We start from the raw sequence: 24,412 nt of genomic DNA, 5'->3' as shown, positions 1-24,412 counted from the left end.
AAGTTGCATATCCGGTATTAGCATTCGTTTCCGAATGTTATCCCGGTCTTACAGGCAGGTTGCCTACGTGTTACTCACCCGTCCGCCGCTAACCTTACCCGAAGGTAAGATCCGCTCGACTTGCATGTATTAGGCACGCCGCCAGCGTTCGTCCTGAGCCAGGATCAAACTCTCCATAAAGGCGAAATGGCGGAGCCATTTGCGCCAAATGAATTCGCTTGTTAGCTCATTCAAAAAACTAGCTTAATTGTATGACCTTTTGACAGGTCGCTCATTGTTCAGTTTTCAAGGAACAAAATGTTTCTTTATTTCTCGTCCCAGTCTCGCGACCGGAATTAGAATATATCATATTTCGAAACTTAATTGCAAGCTTTATTTTTGGGCTTGTTTTCGTTTCGTCCACCGTGCTAACGTGTACGTCTCAGCGGCGGAATTAGAATATAACACGACATTATTCGACTTGGCAAGTCTTTTTATAAAAAAAGTTTGGAGGCGCCAAAGGCACCTCCTATTGCTCCCTATATCGCTTGATCAAATCCAGCTTCAGCTGCCATGCAGCAACGCTGATATTGACGCGGTACGTCTCAGGGTTCAGCTTGCGCAGATACTGCGGCCAGAACTGGTGCATTTGCTGCTTATGATAGTCCCGGATTTCCCCGAGGCTCGGCATCGTATACACAAGCTTGCCGTCGCGGAAGATATTGCGCAGCAGCGATACAGCTTCATAGTCCTTAATGATAGTCGGTATATAAGGATGAAGTGGATCATGCAGCTGAATAGGCTCGCCGCGCTTTACCCCCTCTTCCTCACGAAGCGCAATATAATCGCCGTCCGCCATACCAGTCTTCCGGTTTATTATGCGGTACACTTCTTTGATGCCTGGCGTGCTCACTTTCTCGGGATTGCCTGAAATCTTAATAACCGGTATGAATGCTCCATCTTCCTCCCGAGCGACAAGCTTATAGACTCCGCCGAGCGACGGCTGGTCGCCAGCAGTAATCAGCTGCGTACCTACGCCCCATGTATCAATACGCGCGCCTTGCGCCTTCAGGTTGAAGATAATGTTCTCATCCAAGTCATTGGATGCCACGATCTTCACATACGGCAAGCCCGCTTCATCCAACATTGCCCGCGCCCGCTGCGACAGATACGCCAAGTCGCCGCTGTCCAACCGGATGGCGTTCATTCGCTTGCCCTGCTGCTCCAGCATATGACCGATGCGAATTGCATTCGGCACCCCGCTGCGAAGAGTATCATACGTATCGACAAGCAGCGTCACCTGATCGGGAAGCACCTCCGCATATTTGCGGAATGCTTCCTCCTCAGTTGCATGCCCTTGTACCCATGCGTGAGCATGCGTGCCTTTGGTCGGTATTCCAAACAGCATGCCACAGCGCATATTGGAAGTCGCATGGAAGCCAGCGATATAGGCTGCCCGCGCCCCCCATATCGCAGCATCCGCCTCCTGTGCGCGTCGAGTGCCGAATTCGAGCAGCACGTCATCGCCGGCGACCTGCTTGATTCGCGATGCTTTGGTCGCGATCAAAGTCTGGAAGTTGACGAAGTTCAGCAGCGCCGTCTCCACTAGCTGCGCCTCAAAAACGCGAGCTTCAACGCGCACCAAAGGCTCGTTCGGGAAGACAATCGTTCCTTCCGGCACAGCGTCCATGTTCCCCGTAAAACGAAACTCGCGGAGCAGCTGCAGGAACTCTTCCGAGTAATTCTCTTCTTGCTCCTTCAGGTAGGCGATTTCCTCCTCGCCGAAACGAAGCCCTTCTATATAGGCAATCACCCGCTCCAGCCCGGCAGCTACAGCGAAGCCGTTCCCGAATGGCAGCTTGCGGAAGTAAACCTCAAACACCGCGCGCTCATTCAACGAGCCCTGCGCCCAGTGCGCGTACATCATATTGATCTGATATTTGTCCGTGTGAAGCGTTAGATTCTCATAGTTCATTGCCCTTACCCCTTCCACCAATCGTCGTAGATTGTAACCGGTCCGCGACGTTTATGTTCTGTCGCACGGTAGCGCGCTTCGATCCGCTCGCTCAGTTCCTCAGGCAATGTCACTCCTTCCAAATAGTCGTCCAGATTCTCATACGACATGCCAAGCGCTTCTTCATCCGGCAATCCTGGCTTCAAATCCTCCAAGTCGGCAGTTGGCTTCTTCATATAGAGACGCTCCGGGCATCCCAGCGATTGAAGCACCGCCCGGCCTTGCCTCTTATTAAGACCGTAGATCGGAGCCATGTCACAAGCACCGTCGCCATGCTTGGTATAGAAACCTGTGATAGCCTCAGCCGCGTGATCCGTTCCGAGCACCAGCAGCCCATAGTGAGCAGCGATATCATACTGAGCCTTCATCCGCTCGCGCGCCTTCACGTTTCCTTTGTGAAAGTCGCCCAGCTTCTCTCCTGTCGCCACAGCAAACTGCTCAACCGCCGCGTCTACTGCCGGTTTCACATTCACCGTTACCGTACGAGTCGGCGCGATGAACTTAAGCGCGTCCTGCGCATCCGCTTCATCCTGCTGCACGCCATATGGCAACCGCACGGCGATGAAGCTCACTTGATCCGAATGCTCCGCATTCCACTCATCAACTGCCAGCTGTGCGAGCCTGCCTGCAAGGGTCGAATCCTGCCCGCCGGAAATGCCGAGCACGAAGCCCTTAGCCTTCGTCCGCTTCAGATAGGCTTTCATAAACTCCACTCGGCAGCGCGCTTCCTCGGCAGCATTGATCTGAGGCTTCACTTTCAGATCGGCGATGATCTGTTTCTGCATCGTTGTAGCCATCGTCACACATCTCCTCTTTTATAACGTAGTAGTCGGTCCATTATTCTTCAACACAGCAGCACCCAGCGATCCTGCAAAATGCCCCAGCGCCCACTCGTGCCCGTTCTGATTAAACGAAGCGACGCTATCAGCATGAACGACGATTTGGAAGCCGCGGTTATACGCATCCACCGCTGTATGCAGCACGCAAATATCCGTACATACACCAACGAGGTGAAGCTCCGTAATGCCTCGCATCCGAAGCTGCAGCTCCAAATCCGTTCCGCAAAATGCGCTATATCTAGTTTTGTCCATCCAATAGATCTTTTCATGCTCGGCTTCATAAACATCTCGCAGTTTGCCGTACAGCTCGCGCCCCGGCGTGCCTTCAATATTGTGCGGAGGGAACAGCTTGTGCTCCGGATGCAGCGTCTCGTGCTCATAGTGAAGGTCAACTGCCATAACGACAAAATCGCCTTCCCGAACAAACTGCTGCGTCAGCTCGGCAATCCGGTCCTCAATCGCAACTGCAGGATCGCCGCAAGGCAGCTTTCCTATTACAAAATCAACGGTGTAATCGATAACGATCAATGCTTTCATCTAACCCACCATCCTCATCATAATTATGTCATAACGACATTATTAAACTGTATAAAAGAATGCCTAGCTGTAGATTGACAGCTGAGGCAGAAAATCTGTGAATCGGTACAGCTGCGCCGCACGCTGGGAGTAGCGATTCGACATCTTCAGCTCGCCGCGGGAATCTCGCACTTCTTCAATAATGCCCCTGCGGCTCTGTGTTGATGTGATTTTGCGGATAAAATTTCGTTCAACAAACTCCGGCACGACGGCTTCAATGACTTGGTACAGCTCGCCGATCGTAAATTCCTCCGGAAGAAACTCGCGTGCTATGGTCGTCGTCAGCATCTGATGCCGGATATGGTTCAGCGCATCCTGCAAAATGAGTTTGTGGTCAAAAGCGAGATCCATCGCCAGCGCCTCTTCCACCGGAATCAGCCGAACATCTGCCGCATCGTCAGCAGCACTGCGTCCTGCAAGATAGCTCTCGTGCACGAGTGCAACGAACGCATGCGAGATAATCCATCCCCGCGGATCACGCCCCGGCTCGCTATAGACATTCAAATATTCGATATGGACATCCTCTACGCCCGTCTCTTCCTGCAGCTCACGCTTCGCGCTTTCCATAATCGTCTCCGTATCCTTGGAGAACCCGCCTGGGAGTGCCCACTGCCCTGCAAAAGGCCAGGCTTTGCGCTCAATCAGCAGCACTTCGAGCTGCCTTGTCGGGAGCGACTTCTTCACCGTATTGCGTACCTGAGATGTAATGGTGAAGATAACAATATCGGCAGGCGCACCGTCCGGCGTCCGATACTTAAGCGGAGAATACGTGGAGGCTGTGTCGTCTATTGGTTCGTTCAAGCGGCCATCACCTGCTTCTTTGTTTTAATAATGTCATAATGACATTATTAAATTATTTTGTCAAGCGGTTATCCGCCCAGTTCAAGTATGTTAAGATTACGTTTGGCAAAAATGCTTATTATCTAGTTCAGGGGGTTCATTACCGTTGTCCAAAGTCATTCAAGTTGATGAACGGCCGTCACTGCTCGCCAGTGTCCCGCTCAGTTTGCAGCATCTGTTCGCGATGTTCGGCTCGACAGTTCTTGTACCTATCCTCTTCAAAGTGGATCCGTCGACGATTCTGCTTATGAACGGCATTGGCACGCTGCTCTATCTCATACTTACGAACTTCAAGATTCCGGCTTACTTGGGATCGAGCTTCGCCTTCCTCTCTCCAGTGTTCGTGGTGCTTAACTCGAAAGGCGGCTATTCCGCTGCGCTTGGCGGCTTTATTATTGTCGGGATTATTTTTACACTAATCTCTCTTATTATTAGAGTGGCCGGGACAAGCTGGATCGATGTTGTGTTCCCGCCTGCAGCGATGGGTGCGATCGTTGCCGTTATCGGGCTTGAGCTCGTGCCGGTTGCCGCGCAAATGGCAGGCTTCATCGCCGGATCCGACGCCCCGGCAGATTGGTCACCGGATGGAACGACACTGACCGTATCGATTGTTACACTGTGCATCGGAGTCGTCGGTTCGGTACTATTCCGCGGATTCCTCCGGGTCATTCCGATTCTTGTCGCCATTATCGTCGGATATGTGCTTGCATGCATCCTGGGCATTGTTGATGTAAAAGCAGCCCTTAGCGCAGCACCGTGGTTCGGCGCTCCTACGTTCTATAAGCCGACCTTCGACTGGTCCAGCATCGCCATTATCGCGCCTGCTGCACTTGTCGTAGTCGCTGAGCATATCGGGCATCTGATCGTGACAAGCAACATTGTCGAGAGAGATCTCACCAAAGATCCCGGCCTCAGCAAATCGCTGCTCGGCAACGGCATCTCGACGATTATTTCCGGCTTCGTTGGCTCAACGCCAAACACGACATATGGCGAAAATATCGGCGTTATGGCGATCAGCCGCGTGTACTCGGTATGGGTTGTCGGGGGCGCGGCTTGCGTAGCGGTTGTGCTTTCTTTTGTCGGGAAACTGTCTGCGCTGATCCAAACGATTCCGTCGCCGGTTATGGGCGGCGTATCCTTGCTGTTGTTCGGCGTTATCGCAGCGTCCGGTCTGCGGATGCTCGTGGAGACGAAGGTCAACTACTCGAAGCCAGCGAATCTGATGCTGACAACGGTCGTGCTCGTTATCGGACTTAGCGGGACTACGCTGAAATGGGGCAATTTTGAGCTGAAAGGGATGGCGCTGGCGACAGTTGCCGCAATTGTGCTCAGCCTGTTCCTGAAGCTGATCGAAGTGCTCGGTTTGACGGAAGAGGACGAACGGAATAAAGCAAAGAAAGAAAGCTAAGAAAGCTAGCTAAGAAACCTAAGAAAAATAGCAAAAGACTCAGCCCCATAGGGACTGAGTCTTTTTGTTATTAAGCTAATGAGGGCGTCATCGTGCGCAGTTTGCGCTCGAACTCGACAAGCGATGCGGCTGCCGCTCCGCAGCCCCAATCGAAAATCGTAAATTCGCCGAGACCTTCGACCGCCGTACCATCATTGTGGCCAAAGTTCTCCATATGGAAGCCATAGTCTTGCTCATTGAACTGTGTATGCACGCGCTCGTATTTAGCCTTCACGACCGGATTAAGAGGGCAGTACATCATATAGAACGATGCTTTCATCGACCATAGCGCTCTCGCTTTATAAGCAGCGTTGCCAGTTACGCGGTAGTAGTCGAGATACGTGAGGGCAAACAGGCTTTGCCGCGCATCATTCCACTCGTCATCCGAGGTCATAACGCCAAACCCGCCGATAGCCGGCACTTCGATGAACGGAGGCTGCCAGATCTGTTGATAGAGCGACGCCTCGGCAAGTACCTGCTCTCCGGCATCCAGCCACAGCACCGAACCGGTTGCTTCATACAAGTCTTTGAATGCTTCCGCCGTCCAATACATGCCGAAGTTGCACTGGTTGTAAAGCCCGCTTCGCGCATCCAGCACGCCGTGCTGCTTGTATTCCCACTCCCTGGAGCAGGACCAGTACGTCTCGAAGTCCTCCCAGCGTCCTTGTTGAACGACATCACGTAGCACCATCTCCGCCGCCCGCTCGGCAGCATCGATATAGTGCGCATCCGCTTCGATGCGATTAAGCAGGCAAAGCAGCATGACATGCATGGAAGTTTCAGGACTCTCCAGCAGGTAAGGAGCGATGTCGCCATTCACGGGATTGACCCATGCCGGGAAGCCGCCGCTCTCTAGCTGAAGCTCCAGCAGACGATTCACGTAATTGCGGACATACGGTAGAATCCGTTCGTCTGCGCCTACATCCTGGTACCACTTCAATAGCCAGTAACAGGTCCACGAAGCATCCAGCAGATGGACATAGTCGTCCAGCCCATCCGGGCGACGAGGACAGGACATGTACCATCGGCCCGTCTCCCAGCTATTATCATCCCCGGCTTTAAAATAACCCGGGAACAGCCCGTTCTGCTGCGGAGCACTCAGCGCGAAGTTAAGCGCTTTCTGAGATTTCGCTACCCAGTCCTCGCGGCCGTGAGCTCGACCCCACCCCGCATATCCGTATGCGGTACGCAGTCCGCAGAACCACGCTTGGTTCCAGAGACTCTTCGGCTCACGCCACTGATCTTCCTCGCCAAGACCTGGCTTCTGCCGGGCACGAACGATAAAGACTACGCCGCCGACTTCTTCGCCGCTGCTTAGCGTAAACTCTTGCCACGTGACATCCTTCCATCGATCAAGCGCCCAGCCGAACGCGTGCTCGGCATAAGGCTGCAGCTCCTCGATTTGGGTTAGCTCCTGCTCGGCAGGCATCCGCGTGTCCAGGGAATAAAGATTCCATAGGAACTTCTCGACGAAACGATAGTCTTTGTCACGTGCATCTGCATCTTTCGCCCACTCTACGAGATAGAATCGGAAGACGAGCGGCTCTGTAACTATAGTAGGCGATGGTGTCAGCTCGTGATACACATGCCCTGTTTCTACGTAACTGCACAGACCATACATAAGCGAGTGATCCTGCAATGAATAATCCATCACATACGGAATGCGACGGTCCTGCTCGATTGATTTCAAGTCAGGCACGAATGCGGCCATATGCTCGGCGTTCTCGAAGACGATGGCGGGGGAACGGAACATTTTGTCCCCGATAGCCATGTTATCTTGCGGCGCGAGCTGCGGTTTCCACACGCATGTCTGGTCCGCTGCGACTGGCATCGTTAGCTGAATGCCGCTTAACGCGAGCTCGGCTTGTTTCGGCGTTATGATGACTTCAGCCTCGCAGCAGCTCATTCTGGAATCGATTGCAGTAGGACGAATGGTAAGTTCGATCTTTGCTTCGGGCAGCTCTGCTACATAGCTTGCGGTGTCTCTGTCAGATGAATTCTCTTCGCTCGCAGGAACGAGCTTATGGTTGTGCCATTGATGCTGCGTGAACCATTTGATTCCTAATCCTTGTTGAAGCCAGCTTGCCATGAAAGTGTTCATCCTCTCGCCGGAAACGATGTAATTGGAATTCTACGCTGTGCAACATGCTGCTCATATTAGTATAGCATGGGAGATTCCGGCGTAAGGATAGAAGAATGTTTTATTTTACGAGAGCTGCGCGCAGTTTCGCACCGTATTCGAGGTAGCCCTTAAGGCAGGTGAGCATGTAGGTCCACCCTTCCTTGTTGTCGATCATGGCTTGCCGCAGTTCTTCGCTGTCCGCGCTTGGGTCGAACCCTGCTTCTATAACCTCCACAACCGTTGTCGTTGGCTGCTCTGGATGCATGATGATCGTGACGAAATTGCCGCCATCTTCGCCGCCCCAGCGGAATACGATACGTTCGTTCGCTGACAGCTCTGCGATGTAGATCGGCACCTCGGCATTGTACTCTTCATAGCGCCAAGTGAAGGTCCTACCTTGCTCAAGTCTTGCGGAGCCTGAGAACCAGAACTGTGTCAGCTTGTCCGGATCGGCGAATGCTTCATAGACATCTTCGGCGGACTTGTTGATGCGGATCTTCGTTACGTTGGATAGATTGCTATTGTTATTGTTATTGTTATTGCTATTGTTATTGCTATTGCTATTGCTCGACATCGTGTAGTGGTCACTCGCTTTCGTTAATAGGATTAGAGGGATACAGGCGGCAGCGTTCTGCCCGTTTCCAGCAAGCTCTTCAGATTACTCAGGATTGCCGGCCAGCCGTTGTTTAAGCCCTCGAAAGTATCATCGCGGTCGACAATATCCGAAGGGATCAGATTCTCGTGCTTCAGCGTCAGCTTCACGGAGCCGTTCATCGGTACGAGAGTAAACGTTACTTGCGACGGCTCGGCGCGTCCGGACTTGTCCGCCACATAGTTCCATGTGAACGACAGCAGCCTATGAGGCTCGCATTTCAATATCGTACCGTAATCCGTCACTTCCCCGCCCCGCGAATAAGTCACCTTGGACCCTATCTTCCAATCGGATTCAATCCGACTGCCGAAGAAATACTGCTCCGTAAACTCGCTGCTTGTCAGCGCCTCCCACAGCTTCTCCGGCGTAGTGGCAATATACGTCGTGTAAACAAAAGCATTAGTCGTTGTCATGGCGTTCGTTATGCTCCTCCTCTAGTTTCCGTTTCAGCAGCTGCAAAATATTTACCCGGTGCTGGTCGAACTTGCTGATCCAGCGATCATGAATTTCTCCAAGCGGCGCGGTGTTCAAGTAGTGCAGCTTGCTGCGCCCCTGCCACTCGGTTACGACGAGCTGCGCATCCTCCAATATCGATAGATGCTTCGTCACCGACTGCCGCGTCATCTCCAAATGCTCGCACAGCTCGGTTAAGGTTTGTCCATTGCGTTTGAAAAGCTCGTCGAGCAGCTGTCTGCGGCTGGCGTCGGCGAGCGCTCTAAATATGTTGTCCATGGGAATATAATATGCAGTCTAATGGTTGCATGTCAAGCGTGAGCAGCAGTCCCCTGCTACTCCCCTGTAAAATTCGGCTTTCTCTTCGCGCGGAACGCTTCGAGCGCCTCTTGGCGATCCTTCGTCGGAATCGTCACTTCGTAGGCGGCATTCTCGATGTCCATCCCGGACTCAAGGTCCGTGTCGAGTCCTCTATTAATGGCGAGCTTCGCTTGATAGACGGCGATCGGGGCGGCCTGCAGCAGCTCCGCCGCCAGCTGCGAGACGAGCGCCTCGAGCTGCGTCTCGTCATCGGCAACGCCGTTCAGCAGGCCGAGCTCGCAGGCCTGCTCCGCTGTTATGCGCCGCGCGGTCAGGATGAGCTCCTTCGCGCGCGCTGCCCCGATGAGCCGCGGCAGCCGCTGCGTGCCGCCGCCGCCGGGGATGATGCCGAGGCCGACCTCGGTCAGGCCGAGCTTCACCCCGCGCGCGGCGTAGCGGAAGTCGCAGGCGAGCGCGAGCTCGAGCCCGCCGCCGAAGGCGAGCCCGCCGAGCGAGGCGATCGTCGGCTGCGGCAGCTGCTCCAGCGCGGCGAGCACCGCTTTGATGCGATGGATGCTCTGCCGGATTTGCTCCGGCGAGCCCATCGTCTGGCGCTCCTTCAGGTCAGCGCCGGCACTGAACGCGCGGCCAGCGCCTTCGATGACGACGACGCGCGTGTCCCGCGCGCTGCGTCCGATCTGCTCGATGAGCGCGCCAAGCGCATCCAGCATCGCCCGGTTAATCGCGTTCAGCTGCTCCGGACGATTGAGCCGGATATAGCCGATATGGCCGCGATGCTCAAATACGATCGGCTCCTGCTCCGCTTGCTGCTCCTGCTCCCGCTCCTGCCCATGCTCCGTTGACATCAGCTCAGCCTCCTTCTTGTCAGACCGGATTGACCGGATGCTTGCGCTCGGTGAACGTAAGGGTCTTCGACGCATACACGTCGAACCGCTTAATCAGCTCGCGGCGCAGGCCATGCGCCGGAACGATCCCATCAACGACCATATCCGAGGCGAGCTGGTAGAGGTCGATATCGCGGCTGTATTCCTCGCGCTTACTCGCGATATAACCAGCACGCTCCGCCTCCGGCAATTCCGCGATCTTATTCGCGTACACCGCATTGACCGCCGCCTCCGGCCCCATGACGGCGATCTGCGCCGAAGGCAGCGCCAAGCAGCAGTCCGGTTCGAACGCCGGACCGGCCATCGCATACAGTCCCGCACCGTACGCTTTGCGGACAATGACGGAAATCTTCGGCACGGTGGCCTCGGACACCGCTGCAATCATTTTCGCGCCATGGCGGATAATGCCTGCCTGCTCTACCGCAGTACCAACCATAAAGCCCGGAACGTCGGCGAGGAACAGCAGCGGAATATGGAAGGCGTCGCACAGGCTGATGAACTTCGCCGCTTTGTCCGCCGAATCGTGGAACAGGATGCCGCCTTTCGTCTTCGGCTGGTTGGCGATAATGCCGATCGGCTTTCCGTTCAATCGCGCCAAGCCCGTGATCAGCTCGCGCGCGAACAAACGCTTGATCTCGAAGAAAGAGTGCTCATCAATCAGCCCTTCTATAAGCTGGTACATATCAAACGCTGTGTACTGATTGTCTGGAATGATGCTGTCCAGCGGCACCTTGAGGTCCGCAGGCGGCTCAGCTCCCCGCGAAGGCGGCAACTCCGTAAAGTTTGCAGGGAAGTAGCTGAGATACTCGCGGGTCAGCCCAATCGCTTCCTCCTCGTTCTTCGCAAGCACATCGCCGCAGCCGGAGACGGAGCAGTGCATCCTAGCCCCGCCGAGCGCTTCGAGCGTTGCCTTCTCCCCTGTCACCATCTCCACAATCCGTGGAGAGCCGAGGTACATGGACCCGTTCCCCTCGACCATAATGACGATATCGCAGAACGCCGGAATATAGGCGCCGCCTGCAGCGGACGGTCCAAACAGGATGCACACCTGCGGGATGCGGCCCGACAGCTTCACTTCGTTATAGAAGATCCGTCCCGCTCCGCGCCGGCCCGGATACATAAGCGCTTGATCGGTGATCCGCGCGCCAGCCGAATCGACCAGATACAAGAGCGGAATTCGAAGCTTGTCTGCGGTCTCCTGCATGCGGATGATTTTCTCCACGGTGCGTGCTCCCCAGGAGCCGGCTTTCACGGTCGAATCATTCGCGATGACCGCGACCGGCTTGCCGTGAATGCGGCCGATCGCCGTAACGACGCCGTCGGCAGGTAGCCCGTACTCCGCACAGCTGGCGAACATGGCGTCCTCCAGCTCCACATCCGCATCGAACAATAACGAGAGCCGGTCACGGACGAACAGCTTACCCTGCTCGGCATTCTTCGCATGGTACTTGGCAGCGCCGCCTTGCTTGATCTCGTCGATCTGCTCCTGCAATCGATCCTTCACCGGTTCCGCTTCATCATGTTCATGCTCCATCTGCTTCTCCCTCCTTGCAGGCACATCAGCGCGTCGCTGACTTCAACAGCCGAGCTGCGCAGCGATGACCATCCGCTGAATTTCCGAGGTGCCCTCGCCAATCTCGAGCAGCTTCGCGTCACGCATGAACCGCTCCACCTCGTACTCGCGCATATATCCATAGCCGCCATGGATTTGTACGGCTTGATCGCATACCTTCATACAAATCTCCGACGCGAGCAGCTTCGCCATTGCTGCCTCTTTCTTGAACGGCCTGCCTTGATCCTTCAGCCAACCGGCCCGATACACCATCGTGCGCGCCGCGTCAATCTGCGTTGCCATATCCGCAAGCTTGAACTGAATCGCTTGGAACGAGGACAGCGTTCTCCCGAACTGCTTGCGCTGCTTCGCATAACGAAGCGCCCGCTCGAAGGCGCCTTGCGCAATGCCGATCGCCATCGCGCCGATGCCGATGCGGCCGCCGTCGAGCACGGCGAGAAACTGCTTGAAGCCATTGCCTTCGGTACCAAGCAGATTATCAAAAGGCACTTCCACCTGATCGATTACGAGCTCGGTGGTGTTGGAGGCGTGAAGCCCCATTTTCTCGTAGTTATCGATAATGCTGAAGCCAGGCGCATCCGTTGGTACGATGAAGGCGCTGATGCCACTCGTTCCTTTCGCCCGGTCAGTCACCGCCGTAAGCGCGAGATGCTTCGCATAGCTGGCATTGGTGATGAAGCATTTCGAACCGCTGATGACCCAACCTTCTCTGCCTCCGCTTCCGCTTCCGCTTCCGCTTCCGTCTCCATCTCCATCGCCAACGCCATTACCTTTTCGCACCGCCGTCGTCCTCGTCCCGCCCGCGTCTGATCCGGCATCCGGCTCGGTAAGCCCGAACGCCCCTAAATAATCACCCCGACACAGCGGAGCTAAGTACTGCTTCTTCTGCGCCTCCGTCCCGAAGAGGTAGATCGGGGAACCGCCGAGCGACACATGCGCCGAATAAGTAATGCCTGTCGAAGCACACACTCGACTCAATTCCTCAACTACAATCGCGAAGCAGATCGTATCCGCCCCGCCGCCATCGTACTGCTCGGGAAAAGGCAGCCCCATCAGCCCGAGCTTCGCCAGCTTCTCGAATATATCAACCGGGAACGTGCCGGTCCGGTCTCGTTCAACCGCTCCCGGAGCCACTTCCGCTTCTGCAAAATCACGAATCAGCGTTCGAATCATCGCCTGCTCTTCCGTTAAGTCGAAATTCATCCTCGAACACCCTCTCTTGCTTATGACTTGGAGCTAAGAGCCTGCTAGTACGGTGTCGTCGATATCGATTTCGAGCCTCATCAAATTGGCCGCATAGCACTTGCCGAGATTATCGATGCGCAGCGTTCTGGAGCCGCCCCCGCCGAGCGCGCCACGGCACACAAAGTTCATCGCATGAAGACCGGGCACCTCATAACGTTTCACATCCCCCTCTACCATGCCGCAAAAATGTGCCTTCACCCGCTCAACCGTCACTTCCTGCAGGAGCACGGCATACACCTCGGCGTTTGGCGCGATCACGGCAATATTGATCGTATTGCCCTTATCGCCGGAGCGCGCCTGCACGAGATGCCGCAGCTGCTTGCGAACTAAAGCCATCGTTAGACCACCTCCTGCACGGTCACGCGAATGCCCCGCTCGATAATCTCGCGCGGCACGAGGCACGACCACATGCCGAGCAATTCCCGCGGCTTCATCACGCCGAGAAAAGCGCCCATCGCCGGCGGGCCGCTCAGCATCAGCGGCGGAACGAGCCTCCCGAGCTTCGCCGCATCGTCTCGACTTGTTGTCCGCACTGCCATGCGAAGATAAATCTCGTTCGGCTCCTCCGCTGGCTCCTCTGCCAATACGCCATGGATGGAATTCAAGCCAATATAGTCCGTTCGAATCTCTTCGTATTGCAGCTGCAGCGCCTCGATCTGCTTTCGAATAATCCGGTCCGCTGCCTGTGCCTTCGCCACCGCATCCGGCCAGGAATAGCCCCATATCGCTTGCCCAAGCCAACCGTCCGCGTAGCCCATGACGACTTTGAACGTATCCGGTCTTGCAGCCCCGCGCGCTCCGGTCACCTGCACCCGATTCGGTCCGACATCTTGCAGCTGCACGCCGGTTAAGTCCAGCATCACATCCGGCGTCTTGTAGGACGACGGATCGTGGATCTCATAGAGCAGCTGCTCCTTCACGGTGGCGGCGGAGACAAGACCGCCGGTCCCTTCCGTCTTCGTGACGACGAACTCTCCGTCTTCGCGAACCTCCGCGATCGGAAAGCCGATGCTCTCCAGCGACTCGACCGCTTGCCAATTACCGCTGAAATTCCCGCCGCTCACCTGACCGGAGCATTCCAGCAGATGCCCCATGAGTACGCCTTGCGCCAGCAGCTCCCAATCCTGCTCGGCATTCCAGCCGAATTCATAAATAAGCGGTGCGAGAAATAGAGCCGAATCCGACACCCGGCCCGTAATGACGATATCCGCGCCTAACCGAAGCGCTTCCACAATCGGCTCCGCTCCGAGGTAGGCGTTCGCGAACACGATCCGATCTTGCACGGCAGCGATGTCGCGCCCGTCTTCCATATGCGACAGCGTGACGCCTTCTGCCGCAATATCGGATAACTTCAGCTTCACGTCATCGCCTGTCACGACGGCCAGCTTCAAGCCCTGCAGCCCAAGCTCCCGAGCCAGGCGCTCTGCCACGTTCAAAGCTCCAAGCGGATTCATGCCGCCCGCGTTCGTAATGAGCTTCAGCCCCGTTGCTCTCGCAATCGGGAGCAGCTCCCTGAGCATCCCTGCTATATCCGACGCATAGCCCTTGGCCGGGTCCCGCTGTCGGTCCTTCTGAAGAATGGCGAGCGTAAGCTCAGCCAGCGAGTCAAAACAGAGATAATCGACATTGCCGCGCCTCGCGGTTTCAAATGCGGGGATGATCGAATCGCCATAGAAGCCTTGCCCCGCTCCAATGCGTATTGTTCGCATTCGATCCTCCTTTCAGCTGTCTTACGCTTGCGTAATACTACATTCTATGGAGCCGTACAAGCAGAACAGACCGCCGATCCGTTACATCCGTAACGATTCTGCGGTCTGTCTCTATTTCTATCATGGGCAAACAGTCAAACAGCCCTCTATTCGTCCTTGTTCAATACCGTCGACAGGTCATGTGCCGTCTTATCAATCTCCTCGAACGATGCGCTCAATTCCTCCATGCTCGCTGCATGTTCCTGCGTTGAAGCGGCAATATGCTTGATCGCCCCATCGATACTGCCTACATAACGCTGCATCTCTTCAAGAATCGAGGTAATCGTCGCGACAGAGCTTTTGCTATTCTCCGCCATCTTGCGAATTTCAGTTGCGACGACGTTGAATCCGAGCCCATGCTCGCCCGCTCTAGCCGCCTCAATGGCAGCGTTTAGTCCGAGAAGATGCGAATTCGAAGCAACTTCCTCCACGAAGGAGAGGATCGAAGTAACCTTCGTCACGTTCTCATTCAGCAGCTGGGAATCCTCGAGAACGCCTTTAATCTGCTCTGCCACCTCAAGCGATGATACCGTCATCTGCTCCGTCGATGCTGCAACGTCATCAACCGACTTCGCCAGCTTATCCGCGCTCTTGCGAATAATATCCGCTTTGTCGTTCGCCGCGACTGTCGTGTAGTAGCCAATAATCTCGCCGCCGTCATAGACAGGAACGCTAGTCGCCACATACGCAATACCTATAAACTCCGGTCCCCGCTCTTGGCGGACCAGCTGCTGCTTCTCTCGCGCCGCGTAGGTTACGCTTCCTTTCAGCTTCCCTTCGAACGTATCGCCGACCTCGAATGCGAGGTTAATCCGATTCCCAGGCAGCTTGGCCAGCAGCTTCTCCTGGTCGAGCACGAATATATTCAAATCCTCCACGCTGGATTGTTGGATCGTTGTCATACTGTTCATTAACTCTTGCAGCTTTGGATGCATAATGGTTCCCCTTATCTGTTCATCTAGGATCATGATCATCGGTTACCATTATTTCTTTCTACAAAATATGACAAAGTCCTTGTCGCCCCTCAGCTGTTCTCGTTCAAAGTTACTGTAAAGATCGCGAGGCTGCCATTACGATTGTCCTCCCACACGATCTGGCCGCCGCTAATCGCAGGCTCGTAGTGCTTGGAGTCGTCCGTCGTAACCCGACTCTCTAGTCCAGTCGCGAGATTGTAGAGATAGATATTCCAGTTGCCGTCCCGCATATCGACCCAAACGACGTTGTCTCCGGACACCTTCGGACTCCACTTCTTCACATCCGGATTCGTGTCGCTTGGAAGCGAGCGCTCTTGCCCCGTGCCCAGATCGTAGGTGTAAATCTCGTCCCTGCTGCTGCGTTCATCCAGCCAAACGACGGTATTGCCGCTAATCGAAGGCAATGACTGATCGGAGATATCCGTCGTTAACCGTCTCTCCAGCTCCGTGTTCAAGTTGTATTGATAAATATCCGAGCTGCCATTGCGGTCATCCTGCCAAACGACGTTGTCTCCTGCAATCGCCGGCGCATACTGATCCGCGCTGTTCGTCGTAATCCGGCACTCCTTGTTCGTCGTCAGATTAAAGCCGTAAATATCCGAATTGCCATTTCGGCCGTCTTCCCAGACAATCATATCCCCATCGATGGCAGGGTCCCACTGACCTGCAGCGTCCTTAGTAATCTGGAACTCTTCCCCTGTTGCGAGATCGAACATATAAATATCCGCATTCCCGTTCCGATAATCGGTCCATACGATACGGTCGCCGTTAATAGCCGGGTCCACTTGTTTCGAGCTGTTCGAGGTGATCTGCCGCTCTTTCCCTGTAGTTGTATCCATCATATAAATATCGAAGTTCCCGCTGCGCTTATCCGCCCATACAATCCGATTCCCATCAACCGCCGGTTCAATCTGAGCTGCCTCACTTCCTGCCTTCACCTGCTTGTCCGCCGCCAAAACAGTTGGAGCAAAAGCAAAAGTCGTTCCCCCGAGCATCAGCAACGCCGTTACCGCACTAGCGATTTTTCTCATGGGCTCACTCCTCTTCGATATGAAGTCGACTAAAAGGGCTCTATATGCCTAGAATGATAGCAGAAGAAAGCGTTAACATCATTAACAACGTTAACATCAAAAAAGAACCGAATCCCCCTCCATAGGAAAGAAGACTCGATTCTACTGTTGCCCTATTCGCTAGATCGCAAACCCATCCTGATTGAGGTTAACCGGGCGTCTGCCGAGCACCCGATTCAGAATGCTGCTCTCGTAATGGGTGAATCCGTTATCCTTCTCGCGCGGTCTCGCCAGCGCGATCGCCGTATCCTGCGAGATCGTGCCGTTCTCCACGAGCACGACGCGATCGGCAAGCGCAACCGCTTCGCTCACGTCATGGGTGACGAGCACCGCGGTGAACTTGCGCTCCTGCCATAACCGTTCGATGAGCTGCTGCATCTCGATGCGGGTGAGCGCATCCAGCGCGCCGAGCGGCTCATCGAACAGCAGGAGGCTCGGATTGCTGACGAGCGCTCTCGCAAGCGCCACCCGCTGCCGTTGTCCGCCGGACAGCACGGAAGGCCATTCCTTCGCGCGGTCGGCCAGGCCAACGAGCTCCAGCGCATCCAGCGCTTTGGAACGGTCGCCGCCCGGGACGCCGATCCGAACGTTATCCAGCACGCTTTTCCAAGGGAGCAGCCGGGCGTCTTGGAACATGACCCGCACATCCGATCTGAGTCCGGATGAAGCCGCGCCACCTATGGCTACCGAGCCTTGCGATGCTTGCTCCAAGCCGGCCAGAAGGCGAAGCAGCGTGCTTTTGCCGCAGCCGCTCCGTCCGACGACAGCCAGAAACTGACCTGCAGGAATCGATAGTTCAAGCTTCTGAAGCACGGTCAGATCGCCGAACTGTACCACTGCATCTCGTACTTCTACTTGCAGCCCTCGGGTAGAGGTAGATGTCGAAGTTGGAGTGCCTCCTGAAATCACAGTTTGTGCCTGCTGCTGAAGCGTTATTTCGCCCGCCGGTAGTGTGGATGCCATTGCAGCCAACTCCTCTCCAGTAGCTTCGCCATCCAATCCGACAGCTTGCCTAGCAGCGCATAGATGATAATGCTGAGCACAACAACGTCCATCTGGAAAAACTCCCGCGCGTTCATCGCCATATAACCGATGCCGCTATTCGCCGAAATCGTCTCCGAGACGATCAGCGTGAGCCACATAATGCCGAGCGCAAATCGAAGTCCGACCAGAATGGAAGGCATCGCGCCTGGCAGAATAATCGTTCGGAAGAGCGCAAAGCCCCGAAGCCCGTAAGTCCGGCCCATCTCAATCAAACCGGTCTCGACGGATCGAATGCCGTGAAGCGTATTTAAGTAAATCGGGAATGCGACGCCGAGCGCGACGAGGAAGATTTTTCCCTGCTCGCCGATGCCGAACCATGCAATGATGAGCGGAATGAGCGACAGATGCGGGATCGTGCGAATCATCTGAATCGACGAATCCGTCAGCTTCTCCGCAAGCGGCAGCAAGCCGTTCAGAATGGCCATCACAAACCCGATTATCCCGCCAATGGCAAACCCGATAATGGCACGTCTTGTGCTGGAGCCAATATAAGTAAATAGGTCACCGCTCTTAACCAGTTTGACTCCTGCCTCGATCACGGATGCAGGCGTCGGCAAAATGCGCTGCGATATCCAGCCCGCGCTGCCGAGCCACTGCCATACAATGACGACGACAATGGGAATCAACCACTCGAGCCCGATAGATAACGTGCCAGTTTTCCAGTTACGTGCCGCTGGACTCTTCATTCTCGCTTCCCCCTATCTGGCTGCCGTTGCCCGTTCCGCAGGCTTAACTGCATTGGCGATCAGCTCGCCGAACGGACTCGTCGATGTTGGGCCACTCGCCGGCTGAACTCCTTGAAGCGGAAGCAGCGGGAACACGCGCTCTGCGAATTGATAGGCTTCTTCCAAATGCGGATAGCCGGACAAAATGAATGTATCGATGCCAAGGGCCGCGTACTCTTTCATCAGCCCTGCTACTTCTTCCGGGTTGCCTACGAGTGCCGTACCTGCGCCGCCGCGGACGAGACCGACGCCAGCCCAGAGGTTCGGATAAATCTCCAGCTTGCTCCGATCGCCGCCATGCAGAGCGGACATCCGCTGCTGCCCTGCCGAATCGTAACGGGCGAACACTTTGCGGGCAGCTGCAATCGCATCGTCATCAACTTTGCTGATTAGACGATCCGCTTCTCTCCACGCCTCTTCGGACGTTTCACGAACGATGACATGCAGTCGAATGCCGAAGCGAACTTCTCTTCCCCGCTCTGCCGCCAGCTTGCGCACCTGTTCAATCTTCTTCGCTACCTCTTGCGGCGGCTCGCCCCACGTCAGGTACACATCGATATGATCTGCGGCCACCTCTTGGCCCGCTGGGGACGATCCCCCGAAGTAAAGCGGCGGATATGGCTTCTGCACCGGCGGATAGAGCACCTTGCCGCCTTTTACTTGCAGATGCTTGCCTTCGTAATCGACCGTCTCTCCGCTAAGCTCCCTGCGCCAAATATCGAGGAATTCGCTCGTCAGCTCGTAGCGCTCGTCATGCTCAAGGAAGACGCCTTCGCTCGCAAGCTCCACCGGATCGCCGCCGGTTACGACATTGATAAGCAGCCGTCCGTTCGAGATGCGATCGAAGGTCGAAGCCATTCTCGCGGATAGCGTCGGCGACATGAGCCCTGGACGCAGCGCGACTAGAAACTTCAGCCGCTCCGTGACCGAAATGAGCGAAGAAGCGGTTACCCATGCATCCTCGCACGACGTTCCTGTCGGGAGCAGTACACCGCCATAGCCAAGTCGATCTGCTGCTTGCGCAATTTGCTGCATATATTTGGCATCGACGACGCGCGCGCCTTCTGCACTTCCTAAGTAACGCCCATCGCCATGTGTCGGAATAAACCAGAATACTTCCATTTTCATACATCCTTTCCGTTGTCGGTTATCGGTTGGATTCTATTACTAACAAACGTTGCGTTAACATCTATTTCAGCGTTGCATCCTTCACCTGAATGGCTTTCGGAATCAGCTTCAAGTCGAAGAACGTCTCTGCGATCTTCTGCTGCGCTTCAACAATTGAATCTTCGATCGGCGCCAAGCCATAGCCTCTGCGTGCTGCTGCCAGCTCAAGTGACGGAACATCGATGCCGAGCTGCGGGGACAGCAGTGCTGCGACATCCTTCTGGTTCGTCTCCGCCCACTTGTCGATTTTGTCCAGCTCCTCCTTGAACGCCTCAATGACAGGACCGTTCTCTTCCGCGAATTTGCGGGAAGCGAGGTAATACTCAATATTCGATACGAGATCCTTGCCATCTGTCAGCAGCGTACCGCCAGTCGCCGTTTGCGCGGCTGCCAGGAACGGGTCCCAAATGACCCAAGCATCGACCGTACCATTCTCAAAAGCAACGCGTGCATCGCCTGGCGGCAGGAACACCGTCGTAATGTCGCTATATTTCACGCCCGCCTTCTCCAGTGCTTTAACGAGCAGGTAATGGACGTTCGAGCCTTTGTTGAGCGCAACCTTCTTGCCTTTCAAGTCAGCGATTGATTTGATCGGGGAACCTTTCGGCACGAGAATGCCTTCGCTATTCGGACTTGCAGGCTCATGCGCCAAGTAGACGAGCGGAGCGCCGGCTGCCTGTGCGAAGATCGGCGGAGCTTCGCCTGTGTGACCGATGTCGATGCTGCCGACGTTCAGCGCTTCAAGCAATTGCGGACCTCCAGGGAATTCCGTCCACGTAATTTTGTAGCCTTCCGCTTCCAAACGTTTATCGAGCGTGCCTTTGGCTTTGAGAATATTGACCGTACCGTATTTCTGATAGCCGATGTGGATTTCCTTGGTGCCGGATGCGCCTTTGGAGTCATTGGAATCTTTGCTGTCGGAGCTTGCATTTGAATTGGTTGAAGTGGAGCCGCCTTCATTCGCAGAGCTGCCGTTGTTCGAGCCGCAAGCAGCGAGCAGCAAGGTCAGACTAAGCAGCGTAATCATCACTAGGGATAAGTTCCGGTAAACCTTGTTTCTCTTCGTCATCATAAACACCCCTCAATTTGGATAAGCGGACAACACAAAAACCGGAAGTTTCCCTATCCCAAGCTCCATCAAAGGAGAATTAGTGTAGGAAACTTCCGGTCGTCCGGTAAGCTCATTGATCTATGCGTTTATAATATACATATAATTCCGATGTGTCAACTATGAATTAATAAAAGGGCATTAAGCGTGAATTTTCACCATCGTCCCCGTCGGAATCGTATCGAACAGCCACTCCACATCCTTATTGTTCATACGGATGCAGCCTGCGCTGGCATTGGTACCGATTGAGGAAGGCGCGTTCGTGCCGTGAATGCCATACTTGGTGCCGCCTGTATTCGGTACGCTTAAACCGAGCCATCTGCTGCCAAGCGGATTCTTCGGATCGCCGCCAGGAATTTCTTTGGCCAAGTACCACGGATTCTTGACCTTCGTTATAATCTCGAAGCTTCCGATTGGCGTTAGCCCCTGCCGCTTCCCGCTGGCGATGTCGAAGCTCTTCACGATGATGCTGCCGGCGTGGACATATAGTTTATTCCGCGTCACGTTGATTTCAAGCGAGACGCTCTTCGACTGCTTCACAACCGATATGGACTTGTCTGGCATAGCGGCAGCTTCCACCGGCCCCGATAAGTAATACGGATTCGGAATTTGCAGCACTTGCCCTGCTTTGATAGAATCTACCGTTTCCAGCAGGCCGTTGTAACGTGCAATTGCCTGTTGATAGTCTTGGAACTTCATATACTGCGCCACCAAGCTGTAGATCGTGTCGCCCTTAACGACGGTATGCCTCTTCTCTCCCGTAGGCAGCGGAATACGCAATTCCATGCCGAGCTTCAGCCCCGTGTTCGGATCCGTAATCTGATTGTAGCCCATCAGCACGTCCATATACTGAGCGCGATTGAAGTATTGATTCGTAATCGCGTACAGCGTGTCTCCCAGCCTAACCGTATATTGGTCCAGTACAAGCGGATTCGACAGCTCAAGCGTTGTCCCCGCTTTTAAGCTTGCTTTTGGATCCAGCCCATTCGCCTTCGCTACCCGCTCGTAATCGCCGGTCAGGTAGAACTTTTTCGCAATTGCGTATAACGTATCCCCCGGTTTGATACTATATGAAACCATAATAGAGGTGTCCGTGTCTGCCAGCGCATTTGATATCTCCGGACGGCTAGTAAACAGCATGACTAGTAAAACAATACCAAGTACCCACTTCGACTGCTTGCTCAACGATTATCACCCTTCTGTGCCCAAATGAAATTTTGCGGCTCAGAGGATTCGCCTTGTTTCGTCAGTATTCCTTCTTCTTCATCGCTGATTTTAGTAAATTAATCCAATAGGCGGAGAAAAGCGATAGTGACCGCCGTTCGCGGGTTCTTGGGTAGGGAATATATGGTCCTTGTTCGGTTGCAGCAGTTGCGGGGGAAAAGTCCCAGCCACTAGTGCTAGAGCGTTCAATTATCCCGAGCGATGGCGTGACTTTCCAATACTTCTAGCCTTCCTCGCGTACTTTCAAGTCAAAGAAGCTAACGGCATACAGCACGACTGGAAGCGGAAAGAGCACGATTCTTAGAAGAATCAGCACGATCTGTCCCAGCATCGTCGCTAAACCTTCCGAGCCGATTATTGCGTTAAATAACGGCTCAACGACAACTGAAAAGATTCCCACGATTAGGTTCATCACGAACATAACCCCGAATAACCGCCAAAAGCTGCTTCGCGTAAGCGCCCAGCTTCGGCCTAGCCCGAGCGGTTCTTCTCTCAAAGCGGTAACCGGCAAGTAGTACATCCAGCGAATAACGAAGTAAGACCATAGCAGAAGAACGCCAATGTAGATCAAGATGAAACTAATAACTACGCCAACGACTGTGCCTCCGACTGACCCGCCGCCGCTGGCATAAATTCCGCCAGCACCAATAGCAAACAATATCCCGATCAAAATCATAGTAACGATTCCGATACCGAAGATAATGAGACCGAACAACAAGCTGCTGCCAAGCAGTGCACCGAAACGCTGAAATGCTCGTTTTATAGCTTCCTTGATGGACATAGGCGCTTCTCTATTGAATACAGCCTGGACCAAGAAGACGTTCGCAGCGGCGAATACCGGTCCTAGCAGAACAACATACAGGATGGAGAACAGGGAGAACAAGACCATTCTTACGATGCTCACAAACGCACCTGTATCCAGCGTTTCTCGCTGCCACGTAGGATCGATAGCACCGCCTGCGAAGATGTGATACAAGTTATTTAGACTCGTACTGCTTTGCTCCATCGCAGCGGGCATTAGCAGATACATAACCAAGTAGATCGGCCCGAAATAGAATAGAGAGAGTAAGAATAGTTTCTCAAAATGCTGCTTGTAGAGTTGGAAACTGTACTTCAGCATCCGGCTAATCCCCAACGGCAATCGTGGTTCGTTCGACATGAGCAGTATCCTCCGGCTTTTGTGTATTGGATGTTATATGATGCATGATGGAAACTCTTGTCTATTTTAGCATGTATTTTGGATATTTTTGTATGCAATATTCAAAAAAGAGGGGCATAATCGCCCCTCTTCTTGTTCTAGTCATGTGTTGTGCTTATTGTGGAGCATAAGGCTTGTAATCCCTTTCATATGCAAGCTTCGTTTCTTCATAGGTTGCTATTCTTATCAATTGCACTTCTTCTACTGACATGTGAAGGAATTCGCTCGCTAATACTTTTACAATGTCTGTAATACTGGCAACGTCCCAATGCAGGGAAAGCTTGGACCAGACAAATATATAAATCGGCTTGTGGCCCTTGTCATTCTTTGGAGTAAAATGGTCGACTTGATGAAGCAAGTCTTCTTCATCTCGCGGATAGATGTAGCTGTAGCCTACGTCCAAGCTACCGTTAATAAACGATTCAATCGCGCTGTAATATACTTCGTCATCCGCTCTATCCAGCTCCATACCAGAACTGCCAGTGACGCACACGTACATAAATTGTTGTCATTGAAATTACCTCATTTGATGGATGTTCGATCAAACAGTCAGCAGCTCCTCCATCCTGAATAAAGACCGGAATACGAATCCGGCATTCTCCAGGTTTGCTCTTCCCGCTTCCTCTCTCTCGATCACGCAGATCACATCTTTGACCTTAGCGCCATACTGCTTCAGATCCTCGGCACTTAGCAGAATTTGCCCGCCGGTTGTAACGACATCCTCAATGATACAAATCCTCTTACCTTGTATATCCATACCTTCTGCCAGTTTACACGTTCCGTACTCCTTGGCTTTTTTGCGTACAAATACAACGGGGATGCCTGTCTTCAACGATAACGCTGTTGCAATTGGGATACCGCCCATTTCTAATCCGGCCAATACTTCCGTACCTTCCGGAATAAGCGGCGCCAGCTGTTCGGCGACTTCAGCCAACAAAGCCGGGTTCGATTCAAACAAGTACTTGTCAAAATACTGATCCGACGTCTTGCCCGATCTGAGCTTGAATACCCCGGTAAGATGCGAAGTATCGTAGATTTCTTTCGCTAACTTTTCCCGTTCCAAATGCGATCCCCGTCCTTTGAGGTAGGTTGTTTTTGCCAAAATTCAGATTAACAACCTGGCCAGGGGTGTGTCCAATCAAACATTTTAGGGTGGGGAGAAAGTTTTGTTTAACCCCTCGACTACTAAAATGATGAAAACAAACAGAC

At 54.0% G+C, this 24,412-nt stretch carries 24 protein-coding genes and 1 rRNA gene; 1 reads left to right on the top strand and 24 read right to left on the bottom strand.

Annotated elements, in window-relative coordinates; translation table 11 throughout:
• The 5 genes from A8990_RS07595 to A8990_RS07575 all read right to left on the bottom strand — a co-directional run.
• Nucleotides 1-180, bottom strand: a 16S ribosomal RNA gene (locus A8990_RS07595); the annotation flags it as partial.
• A 328-nt stretch (nucleotides 181-508) separates the two neighbouring features.
• Nucleotides 509-1,954 carry a nicotinate phosphoribosyltransferase gene (locus A8990_RS07590; RefSeq protein ID WP_116188405.1) on the bottom strand — a complete coding sequence of 482 codons (1,446 nt, stop codon included), beginning with the start codon at nucleotides 1,952-1,954 and terminating at the stop codon, nucleotides 509-511.
• Between the two features lie 5 nt (nucleotides 1,955-1,959).
• Nucleotides 1,960-2,778 carry an ammonia-dependent NAD(+) synthetase gene (gene nadE / locus A8990_RS07585; protein ID WP_116188424.1) on the bottom strand — a complete coding sequence of 273 codons (819 nt, stop codon included), beginning with the start codon at nucleotides 2,776-2,778 and terminating at the stop codon, nucleotides 1,960-1,962.
• Nucleotides 2,779-2,808: 30 nt separating this feature from the next.
• Complete coding sequence (locus A8990_RS07580; protein WP_116188404.1) at nucleotides 2,809-3,369, bottom strand: cysteine hydrolase family protein; 561 nt, start codon at nucleotides 3,367-3,369, stop codon at nucleotides 2,809-2,811.
• 63 nt (nucleotides 3,370-3,432) lie between these two features.
• Complete coding sequence (locus tag A8990_RS07575) at nucleotides 3,433-4,209, bottom strand: NUDIX domain-containing protein (protein WP_245995884.1); 777 nt, start codon at nucleotides 4,207-4,209, stop codon at nucleotides 3,433-3,435.
• Between the two features lie 145 nt (nucleotides 4,210-4,354).
• Here A8990_RS07575 and uraA point away from each other — a divergent pair, with 145 nt between their 5' ends.
• Entirely contained in the window at nucleotides 4,355-5,656 is a 1,302-nt protein-coding gene (gene uraA, locus A8990_RS07570) for a uracil permease (RefSeq protein WP_116188403.1), read from the top strand.
• Nucleotides 5,657-5,726: 70 nt separating this feature from the next.
• On the opposite strand, the gene A8990_RS07565 is transcribed toward uraA, so the two are convergent.
• The 19 genes from A8990_RS07565 to pyrE all read right to left on the bottom strand — a co-directional run bounded on the left by A8990_RS07565 (nucleotide 5,727) and on the right by pyrE (nucleotide 24,266).
• Nucleotides 5,727-7,784, bottom strand: a complete 2,058-nt coding sequence (locus A8990_RS07565) for a prenyltransferase/squalene oxidase repeat-containing protein (protein WP_116188402.1) — start codon at nucleotides 7,782-7,784, stop codon at nucleotides 5,727-5,729.
• A gap of 112 nt (nucleotides 7,785-7,896) precedes the next feature.
• Nucleotides 7,897-8,391 carry an SRPBCC domain-containing protein gene (locus A8990_RS07560; RefSeq protein ID WP_116188401.1) on the bottom strand — a complete coding sequence of 165 codons (495 nt, stop codon included), beginning with the start codon at nucleotides 8,389-8,391 and terminating at the stop codon, nucleotides 7,897-7,899.
• 32 nt (nucleotides 8,392-8,423) lie between these two features.
• A complete protein-coding gene (locus A8990_RS07555) occupies nucleotides 8,424-8,882 on the bottom strand; it encodes an SRPBCC family protein (protein WP_116188400.1) in 459 nt (152 codons plus the stop codon).
• Nucleotides 8,869-9,201: an ArsR/SmtB family transcription factor gene (locus A8990_RS07550; RefSeq protein WP_181909448.1), complete on the bottom strand. Its 333-nt coding sequence runs from the start codon at nucleotides 9,199-9,201 to the stop codon at nucleotides 8,869-8,871. The genes A8990_RS07555 and A8990_RS07550 overlap by 14 nt, the downstream gene beginning before the upstream one ends.
• Before the next feature lie 56 nt (nucleotides 9,202-9,257).
• A complete protein-coding gene (locus A8990_RS07545) occupies nucleotides 9,258-10,088 on the bottom strand; it encodes an enoyl-CoA hydratase-related protein (protein WP_116188398.1) in 831 nt (276 codons plus the stop codon).
• Nucleotides 10,089-10,107: 19 nt separating this feature from the next.
• Entirely contained in the window at nucleotides 10,108-11,661 is a 1,554-nt protein-coding gene (locus A8990_RS07540) for an acyl-CoA carboxylase subunit beta (protein WP_116188397.1), read from the bottom strand.
• A gap of 42 nt (nucleotides 11,662-11,703) precedes the next feature.
• Complete coding sequence (locus A8990_RS07535; protein WP_116188396.1) at nucleotides 11,704-12,903, bottom strand: acyl-CoA dehydrogenase family protein; 1,200 nt, start codon at nucleotides 12,901-12,903, stop codon at nucleotides 11,704-11,706.
• 33 nt (nucleotides 12,904-12,936) lie between these two features.
• A complete protein-coding gene (locus A8990_RS07530) occupies nucleotides 12,937-13,281 on the bottom strand; it encodes an AtuA-related protein (protein WP_116188395.1) in 345 nt (114 codons plus the stop codon).
• Between the two features lie 2 nt (nucleotides 13,282-13,283).
• Nucleotides 13,284-14,654, bottom strand: a complete 1,371-nt coding sequence (locus tag A8990_RS07525; RefSeq protein ID WP_116188394.1) for an acyclic terpene utilization AtuA family protein — start codon at nucleotides 14,652-14,654, stop codon at nucleotides 13,284-13,286.
• 146 nt (nucleotides 14,655-14,800) lie between these two features.
• Complete coding sequence (locus A8990_RS07520; protein WP_425463888.1) at nucleotides 14,801-15,595, bottom strand: methyl-accepting chemotaxis protein; 795 nt, start codon at nucleotides 15,593-15,595, stop codon at nucleotides 14,801-14,803.
• A gap of 122 nt (nucleotides 15,596-15,717) precedes the next feature.
• The gene (locus A8990_RS07515; protein WP_116188392.1) at nucleotides 15,718-16,698 is read right to left on the bottom strand and encodes a TolB family protein; all 981 of its coding nucleotides are present in this window, start codon (nucleotides 16,696-16,698) and stop codon (nucleotides 15,718-15,720) included.
• Between the two features lie 159 nt (nucleotides 16,699-16,857).
• Entirely contained in the window at nucleotides 16,858-17,700 is an 843-nt protein-coding gene (locus A8990_RS07510; protein WP_116188391.1) for an ATP-binding cassette domain-containing protein, read from the bottom strand.
• Nucleotides 17,670-18,467, bottom strand: coding sequence for an aliphatic sulfonate ABC transporter permease SsuC (gene ssuC, locus A8990_RS07505; protein WP_116188390.1), 798 nt, complete (start codon nucleotides 18,465-18,467; stop codon nucleotides 17,670-17,672). The genes A8990_RS07510 and ssuC overlap by 31 nt, the downstream gene beginning before the upstream one ends.
• Nucleotides 18,468-18,479: 12 nt before the next feature.
• Nucleotides 18,480-19,628 carry an FMNH2-dependent alkanesulfonate monooxygenase gene (gene ssuD, locus A8990_RS07500; RefSeq protein ID WP_116188389.1) on the bottom strand — a complete coding sequence of 383 codons (1,149 nt, stop codon included), beginning with the start codon at nucleotides 19,626-19,628 and terminating at the stop codon, nucleotides 18,480-18,482.
• Nucleotides 19,629-19,695: 67 nt separating this feature from the next.
• Entirely contained in the window at nucleotides 19,696-20,742 is a 1,047-nt protein-coding gene (locus A8990_RS07495) for a sulfonate ABC transporter substrate-binding protein (RefSeq protein ID WP_116188388.1), read from the bottom strand.
• Between the two features lie 180 nt (nucleotides 20,743-20,922).
• A complete protein-coding gene (locus A8990_RS32705; protein WP_116188387.1) occupies nucleotides 20,923-21,966 on the bottom strand; it encodes a LysM peptidoglycan-binding domain-containing protein in 1,044 nt (347 codons plus the stop codon).
• A 262-nt stretch (nucleotides 21,967-22,228) separates the two neighbouring features.
• A complete protein-coding gene (locus A8990_RS07485) occupies nucleotides 22,229-23,164 on the bottom strand; it encodes a glycerophosphoryl diester phosphodiesterase membrane domain-containing protein (protein ID WP_116188386.1) in 936 nt (311 codons plus the stop codon).
• Nucleotides 23,165-23,318: 154 nt separating this feature from the next.
• Nucleotides 23,319-23,672, bottom strand: coding sequence for a hypothetical protein (locus A8990_RS07480; protein ID WP_116188385.1), 354 nt, complete (start codon nucleotides 23,670-23,672; stop codon nucleotides 23,319-23,321).
• A 72-nt stretch (nucleotides 23,673-23,744) separates the two neighbouring features.
• Complete coding sequence (pyrE, locus tag A8990_RS07475; protein WP_116188384.1) at nucleotides 23,745-24,266, bottom strand: orotate phosphoribosyltransferase; 522 nt, start codon at nucleotides 24,264-24,266, stop codon at nucleotides 23,745-23,747.
• Nucleotides 24,267-24,412: the final 146 nt, after the last annotated feature.

Source organism: Paenibacillus taihuensis (assembly GCF_003386535.1).
Classification (GTDB): Bacteria; Bacillota; Bacilli; order Paenibacillales; family Paenibacillaceae; genus Paenibacillus_Z; species Paenibacillus_Z taihuensis.
Note: the sequence above shows the minus strand (reverse complement) of the source record. Positions and strands in the feature narration are given on the sequence as shown.

What these genes read in the sequence shown, in the direction of transcription:
- A8990_RS07590 (WP_116188405.1), bottom strand. Translation starts at nt 1,954, where the DNA reads ATGAACTATGAGAATCTAACGCTTCACACGGACAAATATCAGATCAAT.
- A8990_RS07530 (WP_116188395.1), bottom strand. Translation starts at nt 13,281, where the DNA reads ATGGCTTTAGTTCGCAAGCAGCTGCGGCATCTCGTGCAGGCGCGCTCC.
- A8990_RS07495 (WP_116188388.1), bottom strand. Translation starts at nt 20,742, where the DNA reads ATGACGAAGAGAAACAAGGTTTACCGGAACTTATCCCTAGTGATGATT.
- A8990_RS07525 (WP_116188394.1), bottom strand. Translation starts at nt 14,654, where the DNA reads ATGCGAACAATACGCATTGGAGCGGGGCAAGGCTTCTATGGCGATTCG.
- A8990_RS07540 (WP_116188397.1), bottom strand. Translation starts at nt 11,661, where the DNA reads ATGGAGCATGAACATGATGAAGCGGAACCGGTGAAGGATCGATTGCAG.
- ssuC (WP_116188390.1), bottom strand. Translation starts at nt 18,467, where the DNA reads ATGAAGAGTCCAGCGGCACGTAACTGGAAAACTGGCACGTTATCTATC.
- A8990_RS07580 (WP_116188404.1), bottom strand. Translation starts at nt 3,369, where the DNA reads ATGAAAGCATTGATCGTTATCGATTACACCGTTGATTTTGTAATAGGA.
- A8990_RS07545 (WP_116188398.1), bottom strand. Translation starts at nt 10,088, where the DNA reads ATGTCAACGGAGCATGGGCAGGAGCGGGAGCAGGAGCAGCAAGCGGAG.
- A8990_RS07485 (WP_116188386.1), bottom strand. Translation starts at nt 23,164, where the DNA reads ATGTCGAACGAACCACGATTGCCGTTGGGGATTAGCCGGATGCTGAAG.
- A8990_RS07560 (WP_116188401.1), bottom strand. Translation starts at nt 8,391, where the DNA reads ATGTCGAGCAATAGCAATAGCAATAACAATAGCAATAACAATAACAAT.
- A8990_RS07510 (WP_116188391.1), bottom strand. Translation starts at nt 17,700, where the DNA reads ATGGCATCCACACTACCGGCGGGCGAAATAACGCTTCAGCAGCAGGCA.
- ssuD (WP_116188389.1), bottom strand. Translation starts at nt 19,628, where the DNA reads ATGGAAGTATTCTGGTTTATTCCGACACATGGCGATGGGCGTTACTTA.
- A8990_RS07555 (WP_116188400.1), bottom strand. Translation starts at nt 8,882, where the DNA reads ATGACAACGACTAATGCTTTTGTTTACACGACGTATATTGCCACTACG.
- A8990_RS07515 (WP_116188392.1), bottom strand. Translation starts at nt 16,698, where the DNA reads ATGAGAAAAATCGCTAGTGCGGTAACGGCGTTGCTGATGCTCGGGGGA.
- A8990_RS07565 (WP_116188402.1), bottom strand. Translation starts at nt 7,784, where the DNA reads ATGGCAAGCTGGCTTCAACAAGGATTAGGAATCAAATGGTTCACGCAG.
- A8990_RS07480 (WP_116188385.1), bottom strand. Translation starts at nt 23,672, where the DNA reads ATGGAGCTGGATAGAGCGGATGACGAAGTATATTACAGCGCGATTGAA.
- A8990_RS07550 (WP_181909448.1), bottom strand. Translation starts at nt 9,201, where the DNA reads ATGGACAACATATTTAGAGCGCTCGCCGACGCCAGCCGCAGACAGCTG.
- A8990_RS07520 (WP_425463888.1), bottom strand. Translation starts at nt 15,595, where the DNA reads ATGACAACGATCCAACAATCCAGCGTGGAGGATTTGAATATATTCGTG.
- A8990_RS07535 (WP_116188396.1), bottom strand. Translation starts at nt 12,903, where the DNA reads ATGAATTTCGACTTAACGGAAGAGCAGGCGATGATTCGAACGCTGATT.
- nadE (WP_116188424.1), bottom strand. Translation starts at nt 2,778, where the DNA reads ATGCAGAAACAGATCATCGCCGATCTGAAAGTGAAGCCTCAGATCAAT.